The organism is Nonomuraea sp. NPDC005730 (genome assembly GCF_040630865.1).
GTDB lineage: Bacteria > Actinomycetota > Actinomycetes > Streptosporangiales > Streptosporangiaceae > Nonomuraea.
On sequence record NZ_JBEXYK010000011.1, the window covers coordinates 61610 to 79744 of the forward strand.

Here is an 18135-nt window from a genome sequence, read left to right on the forward strand (position 1 = left end):
GACCTAAAGCCCGCACTGTGGAAAGTCCTCCTAAGTGACGGTAAAGCCGCCGCCTGCACAAGTGAACGCTCATTGGGGAATGCTCATGGCCATGAAGCCTCGAGTGAAGCCCCTGCCTCCTGCGGAATGGGACGACTTTCAGCAGGCGAACCCCCAGAACGTGTTCACGACGCTGGGCCGGCACCCCGCGGTCTACGAAGGCTGGCTGCGCTTCGGCGGCGCGCTGCTCAACGGCACGCTGCCGGCCCGCGACCGCGAGCTGGCCATCCTGCGCACCGCCTTCCACAGCGGCAGCGCGTACGAATGGGTCCACCACGCCCGCATCGCCCGCGAGGTGGGCCTGACCGACGTGGAGATCGAGTCGGTCCGCCAGCTCGACGCCCTCTGGCCGGTCGAGGACCGCCTGGTGTTACAGGTGGCCGACGACCTCCACTACGCGGGCGACCTCACCGACGCCACCTGGGCGGCCCTGTGCGACCGCTACGACGAGGTGCGCAGGATCGAGCTGGTCGTCCTCGTCGCGCACTACGCCATGCTGGCGCTGGTGCTCAGGACGTTCGGCGTGCAGCTGGAGGAGTGAGCCCGGCTCACCCGCCCGTACGCGGCCCGGCCCTCACGCGCCCGCGCGCGGCAGGATCATCGTCACGCCCGGGACCGAGCCGATCGAGGCCAGCGCCTTGCCCGCGTCGGCCAGGCCGATCGTCCGGGTGACGAGCTGGTCCGGGTGCAGGATCCCGGCCCTGATCAGCTCCAGCATGGGCGGGTAGGCGTGCGCGGCCATGCCGTGGCTGCCGAGCAGCCGCAGCTCGTGGCCGATCACGCGGGCCATCGGCACCGGCGTCGGCCCGCCCGGCAGCAGGCCGACCTGGACGTGCCGCCCACGCCTGCGCAGGCTCTCGACCGAGGCCGCACACGTGCGGGGGCTGCCCAGCGCGTCGAGCGAGACGTGCGCGCCGCCCCTGGTCAGCTCCCTGACCTGGGCCGCCGCGTCGCCGGCCGAGCCGTTGACGAAGTGCGTGGCCCCGGCCAGCTCGGCCAGTTCCAGCGCGTCGGTGCTGATGTCCACGGCCACCACCCGCGCCCCGGACGCCGCCGCGATCATCACGGCCGACAGCCCGACGCCGCCGCAGCCGTGCACCGCCACCCACTCTCCCGGCCGCACCTCGCCCACCTGGACGACCGCACGGAACGCGGTGGCGAAGCGGCAGCCGAGCCCGGCGGCGGTGGCGTAGGCCATCTCCTCGGGGATCGGGACGAGGTTGACGTCGGCGTGGTCGACGGCGACGTACTCGGCGAAGGAGCCCCAGTGGGTGAAGCCAGGCTGCGTCTGCCGCTCGCACACCTGCTGCTCGCCCGTGGCGCAGGCCGCGCAGGTGCCGCAGGCGCAGATGAACGGCACGGTCACCCGCGCCCCCGGCAGCCAGCCGCGCACGTCGGGGCCCACGGCCTCGATCACGCCCGCCAGCTCGTGACCGGGCACGTGGGGGAGGATCTTGATGTCGGGGTCGTGCCCCTGCCAGCCGTGCCAGTCGGAGCGGCACAGCCCGGTCGCCTCGACCCGGATCACCGCCCCGCCGGGCGCGGGGGTGGGATCGGGGAGCTCGCGCAGGTCGAGATCCCCGCCGAAGACGTCAAAGGCAACCGCTCGCATCTCATGAGCTTAGAGTGAGTCGCCGCAGGTCGCGCAAGGCCCGGTGGGAGGGCGAGCCGGGCTCGGTGGTGTAGAGCACCAGCCGCAGGTCCTCGCGGTCGGGCACCGGGAGCACCTGGCAGATGGCGTCGATCGTGCCGACGACCGGATGGGTGACCTGCTTGCGCTGCTCCCTGCGCACCTCCACCTCGTGCCTGGCCCACAGCTCGGCGAACTCGGGGCTGAGCGCCAGCATCTCGGCCACCAGCGCCCGCAGCGCCCGGTCGTCGGGGTAGCGGCCGGCGGCCACGCGCAGGTCGGCGACCGCGGCGCGGGCGAAGCGGCTCTTCTCCTCGTCGGAGAGGTGCTCGGCGATGCCGGGCGACATGAACACCCAGCGGATCACGTTGCGCTCGTCGGGCGGCAGGGAGTCCAGGTCGCCCATGAGCATGTTGGCGAGGGGGTTCCAGGCGCGCAGGTCGTAGCGGGCGTCCAGGACGTAGGCGGGGACGTCCTCCAGGAAGGCGAGCAGGTGCAGGATGCTCGCGGGCACGTCCTGCCTGATCCGGGGCGTCTCCAGCACCTGGCCGGCCAGCCGGAACAGGTGGGCGCGCTCGTCCTGGTCCAGCATGAGCGCCCGGCCGAGCGCGCCGAGCACCTGCCGCGACGGGTGCGGGCCCCGGCCCTGCTCCAGCCGGATGTAGTAGTCGATCGACATCCCGGCGAGCTGGGCCACCTCCTGGCGGCGCAGGCCGGGCGTGCGGCGGCGCCCGCCGCCGGGCAGGCCCACGTCGGACGGGGTGACGCGGGCGCGCCTGCTGCGCAGGAAGCCGGCCAGTTCGTCGCGGTTCATGCCTCCATCCTCCGTCCTGGGGGCAGGTGTGCGGGCGCGCGACGGTGGTACCGCTGATCCCAGCTTCCGCGGGTCTCTCCCGTCCCCGCTCCGGCCTGGGAGAACGTTGGGCCATGACAACGACTGCCCTGATCACGGGCGCCAACAAGGGGATCGGTCACGAGATCGCGCGGCTGCTGTCGGAGCGGGGGACCACCGCGATCGTGGGGGCCCGCGACGAGGAGCGCGGACGGGCCGCCGCCGGGCGGCTGGGCCTGCCGTACGTGCGGATCGACGTGACCGACGAGGCGAGCGTGGCCGCCGCGGCCAAGTGGATCGAGGCCGAGTACGGCTCGCTCGACATCCTGGTCAACAACGCGGGCGTCGCCGGCGGGCTGGACGGGAGCGTCCCGAGCGCCGTCACCGCGCAGGAGTTCAGGGACGTCTACGAGACGAACGTGTTCGGCGTGGTCACCGTGACCAACGCCATGCTGCCGCTGCTGCGCAGGTCGCCGGCGGGCCGGATCGTGAACATGTCCAGCGAGCTGGGCTCGATCAGCCTGGCGCTCACACCGGACAGCCCGTTGTGGGACATCAACTTCGCCGCCTACAACTCCTCCAAGACCGCGCTCAACATGATCACCGTCTGCTACGCCAAGGAGCTGATGGGCACCTCCGTCAAGGTGAACGCCGCCAACCCGGGCTACTGCGCGACCGACCTCAACGCGCACACCGGCTTCCGCACCGCCGAGCAGGGCGCGGCCATCGCCGTACGGCTGGCGACCCTGGACGCCGACGGCCCGACCGGCGCCTACCTGGAGGACGGCGGACCGATCGGCTGGTGAGGTGTGGACACGTGCGTACTGGACAGAAGGGGGCGATGGGACGAGATCTGGACAAAGAGCGGTTCTCCGAGGCGGAGTACGCGCGCTTCGGAGAACGCATCCGGGAGCAGCTCGGCACTCTTCGCGAACTGCTCGAAACCCCTGGCTTCGGCCAGGGGCCGGCCACGATCGGGGCCGAACTGGAGCTGTTCCTCGTCGACGCGCAAGGACGGCCGCTGCCGCGCAACGACGAGGTGCGGGACAGGCTCGGTGACCCGCGTGTCGTGCTCGAACTGGGCCGCTTCAACATCGAGGTCAACCTCACCCCGATGCCGTTGGCCGGCACGCCCTTCGAGCGCATGGGGGCCGAGATCCAGGAGACGGTGACCAAGGTGGACGCCGCCGTCGAGGACGGCGGCGCCCTGCCGATCGGCATCCTGCCCACGCTGGCCGCCGAGGACTTCACCATCGGCGCGATGAGCGACCAGAACCGCTACCGGGCCATGAGCAGGGGCATCAGGCGGCTGCGGCTGGAACCGTTCCTCGTCAAGATCGAGGATCTGGAGCTGTCGGTGGAGGACGTGATCCTCGAAAGCGCCAACACCTCCTGGCAGGTGCACATCCGCACGCCGCCCGACCGCTTCGCCCGGCTGTTCAACGCCGCCCAGCTCGCCATCGGGCCGGTGCTGGCCGCGTGCGGCAACTCGCCGTTCTTCCTGGGCAGGGAGTTGTGGGCGGAGACGCGGATCGCGCTGATGGAGGAGGCGGCCGACGACCGCGACGTGGAGCGGCGCGGGCGCAGGGACGGGCGGGTCACCTTCGGCTCGGACTGGGTGCGGGAGGGCGCGCACGAGCTGTTCGAGCGGTACGTCCAGGACTACGAGCCGATCGTGCCCGACCTGTCCGACGACGCCGAGCCGCACGAGGTGCCCGAGTTGCGGCTGCACCAGGGCACGATCTGGCAGTGGAACCGGCCCGTCTACGACCCGGCCGACGGCGGCCACCTGCGGGTCGAGATGCGCGCGCTGCCCGCCGGGCCCTCGTGCGCGGACATGACCGCGAACACGGCGTTCCTGCTGGGGCTGACACTGTCGCAGGCCGAGCGGGACCTGACCGGCTACCGGTTCGCCGAGGCGTACCAGAACTTCTACCGCGCCGCCCAGGATGGGCTGGAGGCCAAGCTGACCTGGCCGGGGCTGGACGGCGAGTTCGAGGCCGCCGACCTGGTGCTCAGGCTGCTGCCCGAGGCGCGGGCCGCGCTGCTGGCGGCCGGGGTGACCCCGCACGACGCCGACACCGCGCTGGACGTCGTCGCCCAGCGCACCCGGCTGCGGCGCACCGGCGCGGTCTGGCAGCGCGAGGCGCTGGCGCGCTTCGGCGGCGACCGGGAACGGCTCGTGCGCCGCTACCGCGAGCTGGCCCTGTCGGGCCTGCCGGTGCACCTGTGGGACTGAACGCCAACAAATGCCGCCGCACGTCCGTCAAACTACTCCGAGAGACGGACGAAGTGAGGCAGATATGGCGGCGACGGGGATGGTACCGGCCGACAAGGCGCCCTACGCGTTAACGCGGGCCACGGGCACGTTGGCCACGGGGGCGGCGAAGCTGGCCCAGGAGATCGGCGCGACCGGGGTCGAGGCCCTGCTGGCGCACGCCAACAGGACCGCCGTCCACAAGGGCGCGACGGCGGCGCTGGGCTCGATGCGGCCCAGGCCGTCGGACTGGTACGCCTTCGACGCGAAAGACCAGGACACGGTCGACTGGTACCCGCAGGGCGTGACCTGCGGCGAGGAGTCCGGCAACATCGGCGTGCCGGTGCTGCTGGTGAGCTGGTACTTCAAGCCGGCGGCGGGCGAGCGGGGGATCAGGGTGTCGTTCCTGAGCCCCCGGACGCTGAAGTACCAGCACGCGCTGCTGGTCGAGGCCAGGCCCGACGGCTCGTACGGGCCGATCGACGTGCACGCGGGCGGCCTGGCCTGCCACGGCGACCTGCTCTACGTCGCCGACACCTACAACGGCCTGCGCGTCTTCGACCTGGGCAACCTGCTCGACCTGCGCACCGCCCAGAGCGACCTGGGCGACCCCGCGCGCATCGGGCGCTCCGGCGGCAGGTTCCACGCCTTCGGCTACCGCTACCTGCTCCCGCAGACCGACTGCTGGAAGCTCGCGCGCGGCGGGCCGCACTTCTCGTTCCTGTCGGTCGACCGCAGCGGCGGCACGCCCGCGCTGGTGGCGGGTGAGTACCGGGAGAACGATCCCGGCGGGTGGGTCGCCCGCTGGAACCTGCCGCTGACCGACGGCACGCCCAAGGACGCCTTCGTCATGGGCCACCCCAAGATCCAGGGCGCGGTCTCGTGGGGCGGCAAGTGGTACCTGAGCCAGGCGGCCGACGCCGCCACCAACGGCAGGCTGCTCGTCCACGGCGCCGACAAGCTGCTGACCAGGCCCTACCCGATCGGGCCCGAGGACCTGACGGTGCGCGGCGGCAAGCTGTGGAGCGTCACCGAGTTCAGGAACAAGCGCATCGTCTTCGGCGTCGCCCTCTGACAGTGGCGCACATGGAAGGCTCAGCCCTCCATGTGCGCGCGCAGGACCTCGCGGTAGCGGTGGTCGAAGGCGTCGTAGCGGGCCCGCAGGGCGGCTCCCGGCCAGCCCGCGGGCAGCAGCTCGGCGGGCAGCAGCGGGTCGGCCAGCAGGTGGCGCAGCACGGCGGCCGAGACCAGGAAGCCCTCGGCCAGCCCGTCGGCCCGGTCGAGCGCCCGCTCCAGCCGGCCCGCCTCGGCCGCCCAGCCGTCGAGATCCCACAGCAGCGGGGTGGGGTCGCGGTGCGGGCGGCCGTCGATCAGGGTGCACTGCGCGGTGACGGTCTCGGGCCACTCGCGCACCAGGTTGGCCGGACGCAGCCAGGTGCCCTCGCGCAGCTCGCCCATGCGCAGCGCGGACATCGTGTGCCGGAACGCGGCCCGGTCGGCCGGGGCGCGCCGCTCGGCGGTGACCACCGCCACCTCCCACGTGCCGTCCCACGGCCTGGTGTGCGGGTCGCGGCTCTCGTCCTGCCGGGCCTGGCGCTCGACGAGCCGCTCGGACAGCGTGTAGCGGCCACCCTGCTGCGTCAGGTCGCCGGCCGCCACCATGCGCGACAGCGCCACCCGGACCGTGCCCTCGGCGATGCCGAACAGCGCGCCGATGCGCACCAGGTGACGGGCGGGCAGGCGGGGCGGGTGGCTGCCCAGCAGCGCGCTCAGGACCGCCGACCGGGCGCTGAGTGAGGTGTTACGGTCTTCCATCGCGTGTTGATTATATGTAACACTCGCCAGTATGGGCCGGTATCTCATCGAACCTTTCGACCACAGCGACCGCTACGCCACCGAGCGCTACCAGGGGGCGGCCGGGCGCAACTGGTGGACCTGCGACCCCACGCTGCGCCTGCTCATGCGGCGCCACCTCGGCGACGGCTTCGCCTGGGCCGAGCCCCACCTCGAACGGCTCGGCGCGCTGATGGGCGGCCTGGTCGCCGAGTGCGCCGAGGAGACCGATCGCAACCCGCCCCGCCTGGAGAAGTACGACAAGTGGGGCAGGGACGTCAGCCGGGTCGTCATGCCGCCGTCCTTCCGGACCGCGCGCGCGGCGCTCATGGAGGACAACTTCACCTCGCCGTCGTTCGCCGAGGAGGCACGGGCGAACGGGGCGGACCCGTCCGCGCTGGCGGCGGCCTGGACGTACCTGCTCGACCAGGCCGACATCGGGATGGGCTGCGCGCTCGGCACCGGCGGGGACATGGTGGTCTCGCTGGCCGAGAAGCACGCGCCGCCGGACGTGCGCGACCGGGTCCGGGAGATCTTCGCCGACGGCTACTACTCCGGCGAGGCCGCCCAGATGTTCACCGAACGCACCGGCGGCTCCGACCTGGCCGCCCTGGAGGCGTGGGCCGAGCCCGACGGGGAGGCGTGGCGGCTGACCGGGTTCAAGTGGTTCGCCTCCAACGCCAACGGCTCGGCGTTCGTGGTGCTCGCCCGCACGCCCGACGGGTCGGTGGCGCCGTTCCTGGCGTTGTGGGAGCGGCGCGACGGCTCGCGCAACGGGGTGCGCATCCGGCGACTGAAGGACAAGCTGGGCACCCGCTCGGTCGCCTCGGCCGAGGTCGAGTTCACCGGGGCCGAGGCGTTCCTGCTGGCCGGCCGGGGCTCCGGCTCCGGGCTCGGGACGATGATGAAGCTCACCAACGCCTCCCGGCTGGGCGTGGCCATGATGGGCGTCGGCGTGGCCAGGCGGGCCCTGGTCGAGTCGATCTGCTACGCGCGTTCCCGCGAGGCGTTCGGCCGCCCGCTCATCGACCAGCCCCTGATGCGCCGCAAGCTGGCCGAGCTGATCGTCGAGGTCGAGGCCGCCCAGGCGATGGTGTTCGACGGCCTGGTCGGCCCCCGGCTGCGGCTCGGGCCCGCGCTGATCAAGCTGCGCGCCGCCCGGCTCGGCCTGACGGCGGCCAGCGACGCGATCGAGGTGCACGGCGGCAACGGCTACATCGAGCAGTGGCCGGTGGCCAGGCTGCTGCGCGACGCCCAGGTCAACCCGATCTGGGAGGGCGGCGACAACATCCTGTGCCTGGACGTGCGCCGCGCCATGCTGCGCGAGGAGGCCCATGTGCCGTTCCTGGGCCGCCTGCGCGCCCTGGCCACCTCCGACCTGGTGAACGCGCGGATCGACGACCTGTCCAAGGCCGTCGAGGCCTGGCACGGGCTCGACCCGGCGCTCGCCGAGGAACGCCTCTATCCGCTGGCCCAGTTCATGGCCGACGTCTACGCCGCCGCCCTGCTGGAGGACCAGGCCGGCTGGGGCCTCGACGACGGTCGCAAGGCCCTGGTCGCCCGCCGGTACGCCGAGGCGCACCTGGCCGAGCGCGGCCCGCTGCGCGGCATCGACGCCCCGGCCGCCGACCACTTCGACGCGTTGCTGGCCGGGGCCCTCGCCTGAGGGTACGCTCGGCAGGTTTCCCCGAGGCGAAGCCGCACGTTCCCCGGAGGAGGGTCGCATGGCCGTACGCGTCGAGCGCGAGGGGCCCGTCACCACCGTCGTGATCAGCAGGCCGGAGGCGCGCAACGCGGTGGACAGGAAGACCGCCGACGCGCTCACGGACGCGTTCGGCGACTTCGAGCGCTCCGACGCGGCCGTGGCGGTGTTGTGGGGCGAGGGCGGCACGTTCTGCGCCGGGGCCGACCTCAAGGCGCTGGACAACCACGTCGGCGAGGACGGCGACGGCCCCATGGGGCCCACCAGGATGCGCCTGTCCAAGCCGGTGATCGCCGCCGTCGCCGGGCACGCCGTGGCCGGCGGGCTGGAGCTCGCCCTCTGGTGCGACCTGCGGGTGGCCGAGGAGGACGCGGTGTTCGGCGTCTTCTGCCGCCGCTGGGGCGTGCCGCTGATCGACGGCGGCACGGTGCGGCTGCCCCGGCTCGTCGGCGCCTCCCGTGCCATGGACATGATCCTCACCGGCCGCGCGGTCAGCGCCCCGGAGGCCCGTGACATGGGCCTGGTCAACCGCCTGGTGCCCACCGGCACGGCCCGGCGGCACGCCGAGGAGCTGGCCGCGCGGATCGCCGCGTTCCCGCAGGCGTGCCTGCGCGGCGACCGCATGTCGCTGCTGGAGCAGCACGGCCTGCCCGAGGCGGAGGCCATGCGCAACGAGCTGCGCCACGGCCTGGTCTCGCTGCCGGACGCGGCGGACGGCGCCGCCAGGTTCGCCGCCGGCGCGGGCCGCCACGGCGACTTCGCCTAAGGAGGCGGCTCGGCCTGGCCGGCGTCGATCGCGCGCTGGTAGCGGCTCGTCAGCGTGCGCAGCGCGGCCACCAGCTCCGGCGAGTCCACGACCGTGAAGTCCGCGTCCAGCATGCCCAGGTGCAGGGCGAGCATCTCCGGATGGTCCGAGCCCGGCTCGAACACGCACCGGTCCTCGCCCAGCGGCTGCACCTCCACCGGGATCGGCAGCCGGTCCCGCACGTGCGAGGCGGGCGCGTGCACGATCACCCGCGCGCGGTAGCGCCAGGTCGCCTCGCCGGCCCCGCGGGCCACCCGCGCCGTGATCTCGTGGTCGGGCGGCAGCTCGCGGGGCGTGAAGCGCGGTCCCGTCGGCGTCCGCGGCTCGATCCGGTCGACCCGGAAGGTGCGCCAGGCGTCCCGGTCGACGTCCCAGGCCACCAGGTACCAGCGCCGCCGGTCGTGCACCAGGCGGTACGGCTCCACCGAGCGCAGGCCGGCCGCCCCGGAATGCGCCCGGTAGTCGAAGCGGAGCCGCTCATGGTCGCGGCACGCGCTCGCGATCACGGTCAGCACGTCGGGATCGACCTGCGAGCCGCGCGACGGCATCGGCAGCGCGTACGCCTGGAAGGCACTCACCCGGTGGCGCAGCCGCGCGGGCAGCACCTGCTGCAGCTTCGCCAGCGCCCGCATCGAGGTCTCCTCGATCCCCGCGATCGAGCCGCTCGCGGCGGTACGCAGGCCGATCGCGACCGCCACCGCCTCGTCGTCGTCCAGCAGCAGCGGCGGCAGGGCGCCGTCCGAGCCGAGCCGGTAGCCGCCGGCCACGCCCGGCCGCGCGTCGACCGGGTAGCCGAGCGCGCGCAACCGGCCGATGTCGTTGCGGATGGTGCGGGTGGTGACGCCGAGCCGGGTGGCCAGCTCGGTGCTCGTCCAGTCGCGCCGGGCCTGCAACAGGGACAGCAGGCGCAGCAGCCGCGCCGAGGTTTCCAGCATTCTTCGATCCTGACGACAATCTAGGAACGATCCTTTCCGTGAATGTTCCTAGTCTTCTCCGCATGAGCGCAAGAGCACTCATGGCCGTGCCGTTGACAAGGAGAAGCGCCGTGCGCGACGACATCCAGCCCTTCCGCGTCGAGATCCCCCAGGCCGACGTCGACCACCTGCACGACCGGCTCGCCCACGCCCGCTGGCCCGGCGAGCTGCCCGGCGTGGAATGGACCCGCGGCGTGCCGCTGGGCCACCTGAAGGAGCTCGCCGAGTACTGGCGCACGCGGTACGACTGGCGCGCCCAGGAGACACGGCTCAACCGCCATCCGCAGTTCACCACCGAGATCGACGGCCAGCGCGTGCACTTCCTGCACGTCAGGTCCGACCGGCCCGACGCCAGGCCGCTGCTGATCACCCACGGCTACCCGAGCTCCGTCGCCGAGTTCCTGCACCTGATCGAGCCGCTGGTCGACCCGGACGAGGGCCAGGCGTTCCACGTCGTCGCGCCGTCGCTGCCCGGCTACGCCTTCTCCACCCCGCTGGGCGGGACCGGCTGGTCGATGGGGCGCACCGCACGCGCCTGGGCCGAGCTGATGGGCCGCCTCGGCTACGAGCGGTACGGCGTGCACGGCGGCGACGTCGGCGCGGGCGTGTCCGGCCTGCTCGCCGGCCTCGACGGCGAGCACGTCGTCGGCGTGCACGTGGTGACCGATCCGTTCACCGCCGCGAACGTCGCCACCTTCATGCCGGGGATCGTCGACCGGCTCGACCCGGACGACCCGGTCGACAAGCTGATCCTGAGCCGGATGGACGCCTTCCGGAAGGAGGGCTCCGGCTACCTGGCGATCCAGAACAGCCGGCCGCAGACCATCGGCTACGGCCTGGCCGACTCGCCGCTGCTGCAGCTCGCCTGGATCGCCGAGAAGGTCCACGAGTGGACCGACCTGCCGGTCGACCGCGACCAGCTGCTCACCACGGTCAGCCTGTACTGGTTCACCGGCTCCGGCGCCTCCGCCGCGCACACCCTGTACGAGCAGGCCCACTCCGCCGACTGGGGCGCGCCGCCGGCCGTGCCGCAGGGGTTCGCGGTCTTCGGCGCCGACGAGACGGTGCGCAGGCTGGTGCCCGCGCCGGCCGGCGCGCACTGGAGCGAGTTCGAGCGCGGCAGGCACTTCCCCGCGATGGAGGCCCCCGCCGTGCTGGCGGCCGACCTGCGGGCCTTCTTCGGACCGCTGCGGTGAGCGACGTGCTGAGCCGGCGTCGCCTCAACCGGGCCACGCTGGCCCGCCAGTACCTGCTGGACCGCGCGCCGGTCCGGGCGATCGACGCGATCGAGCACCTGGGCGGCATGCAGTCCCAGGCGCCGCTGGCCCCGTACGTGGGGCTGTGGACCCGGCTGCGGGGCTTCGCGCCGGGCGAGCTGTCGGCGCTGACCGAGCAGCGCCAGGTGGTGCGGCTGCACCTGATGCGCAACACCGTGCACCTGGTCAGCGCCCGCGACTGCCTGGGCTGGCGCGCGCTGTTCCATCCGCTGCACGCCGCCGACTTCCGCGCGCACTTCCGCCGCGGTCTCGGGGACGTGGACCGGGAGGCGCTGCTCGAACAGGCCGGGCGGCTGCTGGCGGAGCGGCCGCGCACCCGCGGTGAGCTCGGCAGGCTGCTCGCGGAGAGCCGGCCGGGCGCCGATCCGAGCGCGCTGGCCTACGCGGCCACGCATCACCTCGCGCTGTGCCAGGTGCCGCCGCGGGGCGTCTGGGGCGGCACCGGCCCCGCCGCGTGGACGCCCGTGGAGAACTGGCTGGGCGCGCCGCTGCGTCCGGTGCCGGTGGACGCGCTGGTGCTGCGCTACCTCGGCGCGTTCGGCCCGGCGAGCGTCGCGGACGTCCAGCTGTGGTCCGGGCTGACCCACCTGCGCGAGGTGGTGGAGCGGCTGCCCCTGCGGGTGTTCCGCGGGGAGGAGCGGCAGGTGCTGTACGACCTGCCCGACGCGCCCCGGCCGGCCGAGGACGTGCCCGCCCCGCCCAGATTCCTCCCCGAATACGACAATCTGCTGCTGTCACACAAGGACCGGACCCGGATGATCCCCGGCAACCGCCCCGTCCCGCTCCCCCCGGGCAACGGCGCGACCACCGGCACCTTCCTGGTCGACGGCATGTGGCAGGGCACCTGGCAGATCCGGGACCGGACACTGCGCATCCGGCCGTTCACCCCGTTGCGCCGTACGGATCGCGACGCCCTGCTGGCCGAGGCCGCCCAGCTGTGCGCCTTCGTGGCGCCCCGGGCGACGTACGACCTGGTCCTCGACGAGGCGTAGGCCGGTCAGCCGAGCACCGGGAAGTTGGACCTGATGACGCTGAGCGGGTCGCGGGCGCGCTTGAGGTCGCGCAGCCGGGCCAGCGTCTCGGGCGAGAACGCCGCCGCCGCCTGCTCCCCGCCGTGCAGCATCGTGAACGGACGCCGCCCGGTGCTGAACGGCACCAGCGACTTGCCGAGCCGCTCCATCCGCTCCGACACCTCCGGCGACGGCAGGCCCAGCGAGTGCACGAGGTACGGCTCCGCCAGCCGCTCCACCGCGCCGCCGCCCTCGACCGGCCTGGCCACGGCCCCGCCCAGGTGCCGGACCTGCACCGCCAGCAGCGGCTCGATCGGCTCGCCGGCCAGCACGCCGGCGACCTCGTCGTCCAGCCTGGTCAGCAGCTCGGTGTGGCCCACGCCCGGGCTCGGGTCGACCGGCTCGTCGCAGATCGAGGCCAGCTCGGCCACCGGCAGCCGCCGCCTGGTGTCGGCGATCGCCCCGCCCACCGCCTCGAACGGCCGCAGCAGCGCCCCCGGGTCGGCCCCGAGGTAGGTGCAGTCGGCCATGACGAAGCCGGGGGCCCCGGGCGGCGTCAGGAGCTGGAACCACACCGACAGCTCCTCCGGCGCGTCGGCGGTGACCTCGCGGAAGGCCGCCATGACCTGCTCGGCGCGGTCGGCCGGCCAGATGATCCGGCCGCCGTACAGGAAGGGCGCGGGGTGCAGGTCGAACTCCAGCGCCGTCACGATCGCGAAGTCGCCGCCGCCGCCGCGCAGGGCCCAGAACAGCTCGGGGTCGCGCTCGGCGGTCACCCTGACCCGGCCGCCGTCGGCGTCCACGGCCTCGACGGCGCGCACGCTGTCGGCGGCGAAGCCGTACTTGCGGCTGAACCAGCTCAGGCCGCCGCCCAGGGTGTAACCGGTCACGCTCACCACCGGCGAGCTGCCCGCCAGGCCGGTCAGCCCGAGCGGGCTCGCGGCCGCCAGCACCTCGCCCCACTTCACGCCCGCGCCGACGCGCGCCACCCCGTCGCGGATCTCCACCCCGCCCAGCCGGCCGGTACGCAGCAGGATCGTCCCCTCGGTGTCGCCCGACGCGCCGTGGCCGCCCGGCTGCGCGGTCACCGCCAGGCCGTGCAGGCGGGCGTAGCCGATCACGGCGGCCACGTCGTCGGCGTCGGCCGCCTCGACCACCGCGCGCACCGGCTGGTCCACCGCCAGGTTCCAGGGCCGTCGCGCCTGGTCGAAGCCGTCGTCGCCGGGGAGCAGCACCGGGCCGGCCGTCATGTTCCTCAGTTCGTTCATGCGATCAATGATGCGTCGCCCCACTTGCGTGGGAATTGGGGTTGACTTGAGGTCTGTGGAGTTCAGACTTTTCGGGCCGCTCGAGGTGGACGACGCCGACGGCCGCCGCCTCGACCTCGGCACCCGCAAGCAGCGCGCGGTGCTGGCCATGCTGGCGCTGGAACCGGGCCGTATCGTGCCGCTCGACCGGCTGATCGACGAGCTGTGGGCGGGGGAGGCCCCGGCCAGGGCCACCGCCACGCTCCAGGCGTACGTGTCGCACCTGCGGCGGGTGCTCGAACCCGGACGCAGGCCGCGCACGCCGCCCCGAATGCTGCTCACCCGCGAGCCCGGCTACCTGCTGGACATCGCGCCCGGCCAGACGGACGTCGCCCGCTTCGCCTCCTGGACGGCCGACGGCGCCCGGCTGGTGCGGCAGGGGCGGCACGGCGAGGCGGCACGGGTGCTCGACCGGGCGCTCGGCCTGTGGCGCGGCGAGCCGCTGGCCGAGTTCCCGGGGCTCGCGCCCGAGGTGCCGGCCCGGCTGGCGCGGCTGCGGCTGGCGGCCGAGGAGGACCGGCTGGAGGCGCGGCTGGAGCTGGGCGAGGCCACCGTGCCCGACCTGGAGTCGCTGGCCGAGGCGTACCCGTACCGGGAGCGGGCGTGGCGGCTGCTGGTGCTCGGGCTCTACCGGGCGGGCCGGCAGGCCGACGCGCTGGCCGCCCTGCGCCGGGTGCGCGGGCTGCTGGCCGGACGGCTGGGCATCGAGCCGGGACCTGAGCTCAGACGTCTGGAACAGGCCGTCTTCGACCAGTCCCCGGCCCTGGACGCCCCCGGCGCGACGACCGCCACTCCGGCGGAGGACCCGGGGACGGAGAAGGAGGCGGAGGCCGCCCCGGAGCCCCCGGCGAAGCCCGTGCCGGTGGCCGGCCGGGGCGCGGGGGAGCGGCTGGTGGGGAGGGAGGCGGAGCTGCGGACCCTGGAGGAGCTGCTGGGCGCGGCACGGGCCGGGCGGGGCGGGGCGGCGCTGGTCACCGGCGAGCCCGGCATCGGCAAGACCAGCCTGGCCAGGGCCGCCGCAGGCCTGGCCGCCGCCCGCGGCTTCCGGGTGGAGTGGGGCAGGTGCCTGGACGACGCCAGGGCCCCGGCGTTCTGGCCGTGGACGCGGGCGGGCATGATCCCGCCGTCGCCGCACGCCGAGCTGTTCGACCTCTACGACGCCGTGCTCGACTCGCTGCGCGGCGGCCCGCTGCTGCTGGTGCTGGAGGACCTGCACTGGGCCGACGCCTCGTCGCTGAAGCTGCTCGGCCACGTCGCCGGCGAGCTGGCGGGCACGTCCGCCCTGGTGCTGGCCACCCTCAGGCCCGAGCCGGCCGGCCACCCGGCCCAGCTCCGCGAGACCCTGGCCGCCCTGTCCGGGGAGGGCCGCAGGCTGCCGCTCGCGCCGTTCGACGCCGACGGGGTGCGCGACTTCCTGCGCCTGCGCGAGGTGAGCGCCGACCCGGGGGAGCTGCTCGACCGCTCCGGCGGCAACCCGTTCTACCTCACCGAGCTGCTGCGGCTGCCCGAGCGCGAACGCCATCTCGTCCCGCCCGGCGCACGCGACGTGATCGACCGCAGGCTGGCCAGGCTGCCCGGGCCGACGCTGGACCTGCTCAGGGCCGCCGCCGTCGCGGGGCGGGAGGTCGAGGTGGACCTGCTGGCCGCGCTCGTCGAGCAGCCGGTCGAGGAGGTCATGACCGGCCTGGAGCCCGCCCTGGCCGCCGGGCTGCTGACCGAGGCGGCCGACTACCGCTTCTCGCACGCCCTCGTCCGCCAGGCACTCGACGCCGGCCTGACCACGCTCGCCCGCGCCCGGCTGCACCTGCGCGCCGGCCTGCACCTGGAGAGCGTGCCCGGCGCCGACCCGGCGCTGCTGGCCGGCCACTTCGCCGCGGCGGCCAGGCTGGGCGGCGCGCCCAAGGCCGTCACGCACGCCGGCGAGGCCGCCGCCCAGGCCGCCGCCCGGCACGGTTACCAGGAGGCCGTCGAGCTGTGGGAGCTGGCGCTCGCCCACCTCCCGCCCGGCGACTCCCCGCGGCGCTGCCGGCTGCTCACCGAGCTGGGCCGGGCCCGCCGCAGCCTGGGCGACGCCGCCGGCGCCCACCGCGACCTGGACGAGGCCGTCGCCCAGGCCCAGCGGCTCGGCGACAAGGACGCGCTGGTGGCCGCCGTCTCGGTGTTCGGCGGGCTGTCGGTGTGGAACTGGCGGCCGTACGGCGTCGTGGACGAGACGATGGTCGCGGTCCTGGAGGACCTGCTCGCCGGCGGTGTGGACCCGGCGTCCAGGGCGGCGCTGCTCGGCACGCTCGGCATCGAGCTGCACTACGGCCCGCGCCGCGCGGAGGGCGAGCGGCTGGCGCTGGAGGCCGTCGAGCTGGCCCGCGGCCTGGACGACCCGATGCTGCTGGCCAAGGCGCTGAACAACTACCTGATCGCCGGGTTCGTCCCGGGCCGCAACGACGCGCGGCGCAGGGCGGCCGAGGAGATGCTGGCCGTCCCCGGCCTGCCCAGGGAGGCCCGGCTGGTCGGGCGCGTCCTGCGCATGTCGTGCCTGCTGCGCGCGGGCGACCTGGCCGAGTGGGCCAGGGACCTGGACCGCTGCGAGCAGCTCCTGCACGAGGTCGCCAGGCCCGAGCTGGAGGCCATGGTCCGCGTCTCGCAGACCGCCGCGCACACCCTGCACGCCCGCTGGGACGAGGCCGAGGCCCTGCTCGGCCGCTTCCCCGGGCTCGCGTTCGGCGGCAGCCTGTGGGGGATCGAGGCGCGCCGCCTGGGCACCCTCTACACCTGCAGGCGGGGCCAGGGCCGGGGCGCGGAGCTGCTGGAGGAGCTGGTGGCGGCGGGGGAGCGGCCGCTGATGAGCCCGGTGCGCCCGCTGGCCGTGCTCGCCGCGCTGGAGGCCGGGCGGCCGGAGCTCGCCCGGGAGCTGATCGGCCGGTGGGGGGTGGAGCTGCGCGAGGACTGGGCCGCGGACTTCCTGCACCCCGTCTGGGGGCTGGTGGCCGCCCGCCTCGGCACGCCCGACCCCGCCGAGCTGTACGAACGGCTGCTGCCCATCGCCGGCCAGCTCATCGTCATGGGCATGGGCAGCGCCGCCTGGGGCTCGGTGCACGACGTGCTGGCCGAGCTGGCCGGCCGGCTCGGCCGCGGACGGGAGGCGCGCGAGCACCACGAGGCCGCCGTCGAGCTGCACCGGCGGCTCGGGCTGACGTACTGGGAGGCGCGCAGCCGGGGGTGGCGTCCCGGCTGACTGTCGGACCCGCCGCGTATCGTGATCTCATGCCTGACATCGAGGTCGCGGGCCGCTCCGTCCGCGTCACCAGCCCCGACAAGGTGGTCTTCCCGCGGTCCGGCCACACCAAGCTCGACCTGATCCGGTTCTACCAGGCGGTCGGTGAGGCGGCGCTGCGCGGCGTGCACGGGCGGCCGATGGTGCTCAAGCGGTTCGTCCACGGCATCGAGCAGGAGGCGTTCTTCCAGAAGCGCGCGCCGGCCAAGCGGCCCGACTGGATCGAGGTGGCCGAGCTGCGCTACCGGTCCGGGCTGAGCGCCGAAGAGGTGGTCTGCACCGATCTGGCGCAGTTGCTCTGGGTGGTCAACCTCGGGTGCGTCGACCTCAACCCCCATCCGGTCCGCGCCGACGACCTGGCCAGGCCCGACGAGCTGCGCATCGACCTCGACCCCGTCCCCGGCGTCGAGTGGGCCGACGTGCTGGCGACCGCGCAGGTGGCACGGGAGGTGCTGGCCGACCACGGGCTGGTCGCCTGGCCCAAGACGTCCGGGTCGCGGGGGTTCCATGTCTATGCCCGGATCGACCGGCGGTGGTCGTTCGCCCAGGTGCGCAAGGCGGCCGAGACCGTGGCGCGCGAGGTCGAGCGGCGGGCCCCCGACCTGGCGACCAGCCGGTGGTGGAAGGAGGAGCGCCACGGCGTGTTCGTCGACTTCAACCAGAACGCCTACGACCGCACGGTCGCCTCGGCGTACTCGGTGCGGGCGGTGCCCGACGCCCGCGTGTCCACCCCGCTGAGCTGGGAGGAGGTGCCCGGCTGCCGGCCCGAGGAGTTCACCGTCGACAGCGTGCCGAAGCGGCTGGCCGAGATCGGCGACCCGTGGGAGGACATGGACCTGCACGCCGGCTCGCTCGACGGCCTGCTGGAGCTGGCCGAGGAGCTCGGGCCCGCGCCCAAGCCGCCCAAGGGCAGCGGGCGCAGGCAGCAGACGATGCCGGTCGTCGAGATCGCCAGGGCCCAGCACAAGGAGGAGGCCCTGGCCGGGCTCGACCGCTGGAAGGCCCGCCACCCCGAGGTCGCGGCCCTGCTGGAGCCCGCCGACGTGCTGGTCGACGGCATGCGCGGGCGCAGCAGCGTGTGGTACCGGATCCGGGTCAACCTCCAGCACGTGCCGGAGGAGGAGCGGCCGGCGCAGGAGCCGCTGGAGGCCGACTACGACCCCTGGCAGGGCGCGGGCGGCCCCTGACCCCTCACCGG

The 18135-nt window shown here is 74.3% G+C and carries 15 protein-coding genes; 10 read left to right on the forward strand and 5 right to left on the reverse strand.

The features are described 5' to 3' along the window. Positions 1 to 91 precede the first annotated feature (91 nt). Positions 92 to 580, forward strand: a complete 489-nt coding sequence (locus tag ABZ444_RS16550) for a carboxymuconolactone decarboxylase family protein (RefSeq protein ID WP_357964473.1) — start codon at positions 92 to 94, stop codon at positions 578 to 580. 33 nt (positions 581 to 613) lie between these two features. Here ABZ444_RS16550 and ABZ444_RS16555 read toward each other — a convergent pair whose 3' ends face one another. Further along, on the reverse strand, positions 614 to 1651 hold the full coding sequence (locus ABZ444_RS16555) for a zinc-dependent alcohol dehydrogenase family protein (RefSeq protein ID WP_357996844.1): 1038 nt from the start codon (positions 1649 to 1651) through the stop codon (positions 614 to 616). Position 1652: 1 nt separating this feature from the next. Further along, positions 1653 to 2483, reverse strand: a complete 831-nt coding sequence (locus tag ABZ444_RS16560) for a helix-turn-helix transcriptional regulator (protein ID WP_357996847.1) — start codon at positions 2481 to 2483, stop codon at positions 1653 to 1655. A gap of 113 nt (positions 2484 to 2596) precedes the next feature. Here ABZ444_RS16560 and ABZ444_RS16565 point away from each other — a divergent pair, with 113 nt between their 5' ends. The 3 genes from ABZ444_RS16565 to ABZ444_RS16575 all read left to right on the forward strand — a co-directional run bounded on the left by ABZ444_RS16565 (position 2597) and on the right by ABZ444_RS16575 (position 5833). After that, positions 2597 to 3307, forward strand: coding sequence for an SDR family oxidoreductase (locus ABZ444_RS16565; protein WP_357996851.1), 711 nt, complete (start codon positions 2597 to 2599; stop codon positions 3305 to 3307). 35 nt (positions 3308 to 3342) lie between these two features. Further along, on the forward strand, positions 3343 to 4740 hold the full coding sequence (locus tag ABZ444_RS16570) for a glutamate--cysteine ligase (RefSeq protein ID WP_357996854.1): 1398 nt from the start codon (positions 3343 to 3345) through the stop codon (positions 4738 to 4740). 64 nt (positions 4741 to 4804) lie between these two features. Beyond that, on the forward strand, positions 4805 to 5833 hold the full coding sequence (locus tag ABZ444_RS16575) for a hypothetical protein (protein ID WP_357996857.1): 1029 nt from the start codon (positions 4805 to 4807) through the stop codon (positions 5831 to 5833). A gap of 20 nt (positions 5834 to 5853) precedes the next feature. Here the strand turns inward: ABZ444_RS16575 and ABZ444_RS16580 are convergent, their stop codons facing one another. Next, a complete protein-coding gene (locus ABZ444_RS16580; RefSeq protein WP_357996860.1) occupies positions 5854 to 6573 on the reverse strand; it encodes a PaaX family transcriptional regulator C-terminal domain-containing protein in 720 nt (239 codons plus the stop codon). Between the two features lie 31 nt (positions 6574 to 6604). On the opposite strand from ABZ444_RS16580, the gene ABZ444_RS16585 reads away from it, so the two are divergent. Both ABZ444_RS16585 and ABZ444_RS16590 read left to right on the forward strand, forming a co-directional pair. Further along, positions 6605 to 8257, forward strand: coding sequence for an acyl-CoA dehydrogenase family protein (locus ABZ444_RS16585; RefSeq protein WP_357996863.1), 1653 nt, complete (start codon positions 6605 to 6607; stop codon positions 8255 to 8257). Positions 8258 to 8315: 58 nt separating this feature from the next. Further along, a complete protein-coding gene (locus ABZ444_RS16590) occupies positions 8316 to 9059 on the forward strand; it encodes a crotonase/enoyl-CoA hydratase family protein (RefSeq protein ID WP_357996866.1) in 744 nt (247 codons plus the stop codon). Here ABZ444_RS16590 and ABZ444_RS16595 read toward each other — a convergent pair. After that, complete coding sequence (locus ABZ444_RS16595; RefSeq protein ID WP_357996869.1) at positions 9056 to 10033, reverse strand: YafY family protein; 978 nt, start codon at positions 10031 to 10033, stop codon at positions 9056 to 9058. The genes ABZ444_RS16590 and ABZ444_RS16595 overlap by 4 nt on opposite strands. A gap of 110 nt (positions 10034 to 10143) precedes the next feature. Between ABZ444_RS16595 and ABZ444_RS16600 the strand changes: the two genes are divergently transcribed. Then, positions 10144 to 11268 carry an epoxide hydrolase family protein gene (locus tag ABZ444_RS16600; RefSeq protein WP_357996872.1) on the forward strand — a complete coding sequence of 375 codons (1125 nt, stop codon included), beginning with the start codon at positions 10144 to 10146 and terminating at the stop codon, positions 11266 to 11268. Continuing rightward, positions 11265 to 12341: a winged helix DNA-binding domain-containing protein gene (locus ABZ444_RS16605; protein WP_357996875.1), complete on the forward strand. Its 1077-nt coding sequence runs from the start codon at positions 11265 to 11267 to the stop codon at positions 12339 to 12341. Before ABZ444_RS16600 ends, ABZ444_RS16605 begins: the two co-directional genes overlap by 4 nt. Before the next feature lie 5 nt (positions 12342 to 12346). Here ABZ444_RS16605 and ABZ444_RS16610 read toward each other — a convergent pair whose 3' ends face one another. After that, positions 12347 to 13627 carry an FAD-binding protein gene (locus ABZ444_RS16610; protein ID WP_357996878.1) on the reverse strand — a complete coding sequence of 427 codons (1281 nt, stop codon included), beginning with the start codon at positions 13625 to 13627 and terminating at the stop codon, positions 12347 to 12349. 55 nt (positions 13628 to 13682) lie between these two features. Between ABZ444_RS16610 and ABZ444_RS16615 the strand changes: the two genes are divergently transcribed. Beyond that, positions 13683 to 16898, forward strand: a complete 3216-nt coding sequence (locus ABZ444_RS16615) for a BTAD domain-containing putative transcriptional regulator (RefSeq protein ID WP_357996881.1) — start codon at positions 13683 to 13685, stop codon at positions 16896 to 16898. Positions 16899 to 16927: 29 nt separating this feature from the next. Further along, on the forward strand, positions 16928 to 18124 hold the full coding sequence (gene ligD / locus ABZ444_RS16620; RefSeq protein WP_357996884.1) for a non-homologous end-joining DNA ligase: 1197 nt from the start codon (positions 16928 to 16930) through the stop codon (positions 18122 to 18124). Positions 18125 to 18135: the final 11 nt, after the last annotated feature.

Coding starts and splice junctions, on each gene's coding strand:
- ABZ444_RS16550 (WP_357964473.1), top strand. CDS start 92: ATGAAGCCTCGAGTGAAGCCCCTGCCTCCTGCGGAATGGGACGACTTT.
- ABZ444_RS16555 (WP_357996844.1), bottom strand. CDS start 1,651: ATGCGAGCGGTTGCCTTTGACGTCTTCGGCGGGGATCTCGACCTGCGC.
- ABZ444_RS16560 (WP_357996847.1), bottom strand. CDS start 2,483: ATGAACCGCGACGAACTGGCCGGCTTCCTGCGCAGCAGGCGCGCCCGC.
- ABZ444_RS16565 (WP_357996851.1), top strand. CDS start 2,597: ATGACAACGACTGCCCTGATCACGGGCGCCAACAAGGGGATCGGTCAC.
- ABZ444_RS16570 (WP_357996854.1), top strand. CDS start 3,343: ATGGGACGAGATCTGGACAAAGAGCGGTTCTCCGAGGCGGAGTACGCG.
- ABZ444_RS16575 (WP_357996857.1), top strand. CDS start 4,805: ATGGCGGCGACGGGGATGGTACCGGCCGACAAGGCGCCCTACGCGTTA.
- ABZ444_RS16580 (WP_357996860.1), bottom strand. CDS start 6,573: ATGGAAGACCGTAACACCTCACTCAGCGCCCGGTCGGCGGTCCTGAGC.
- ABZ444_RS16585 (WP_357996863.1), top strand. CDS start 6,605: ATGGGCCGGTATCTCATCGAACCTTTCGACCACAGCGACCGCTACGCC.
- ABZ444_RS16590 (WP_357996866.1), top strand. CDS start 8,316: ATGGCCGTACGCGTCGAGCGCGAGGGGCCCGTCACCACCGTCGTGATC.
- ABZ444_RS16595 (WP_357996869.1), bottom strand. CDS start 10,033: ATGCTGGAAACCTCGGCGCGGCTGCTGCGCCTGCTGTCCCTGTTGCAG.
- ABZ444_RS16610 (WP_357996878.1), bottom strand. CDS start 13,627: ATGAACGAACTGAGGAACATGACGGCCGGCCCGGTGCTGCTCCCCGGC.
- ligD (WP_357996884.1), top strand. CDS start 16,928: ATGCCTGACATCGAGGTCGCGGGCCGCTCCGTCCGCGTCACCAGCCCC.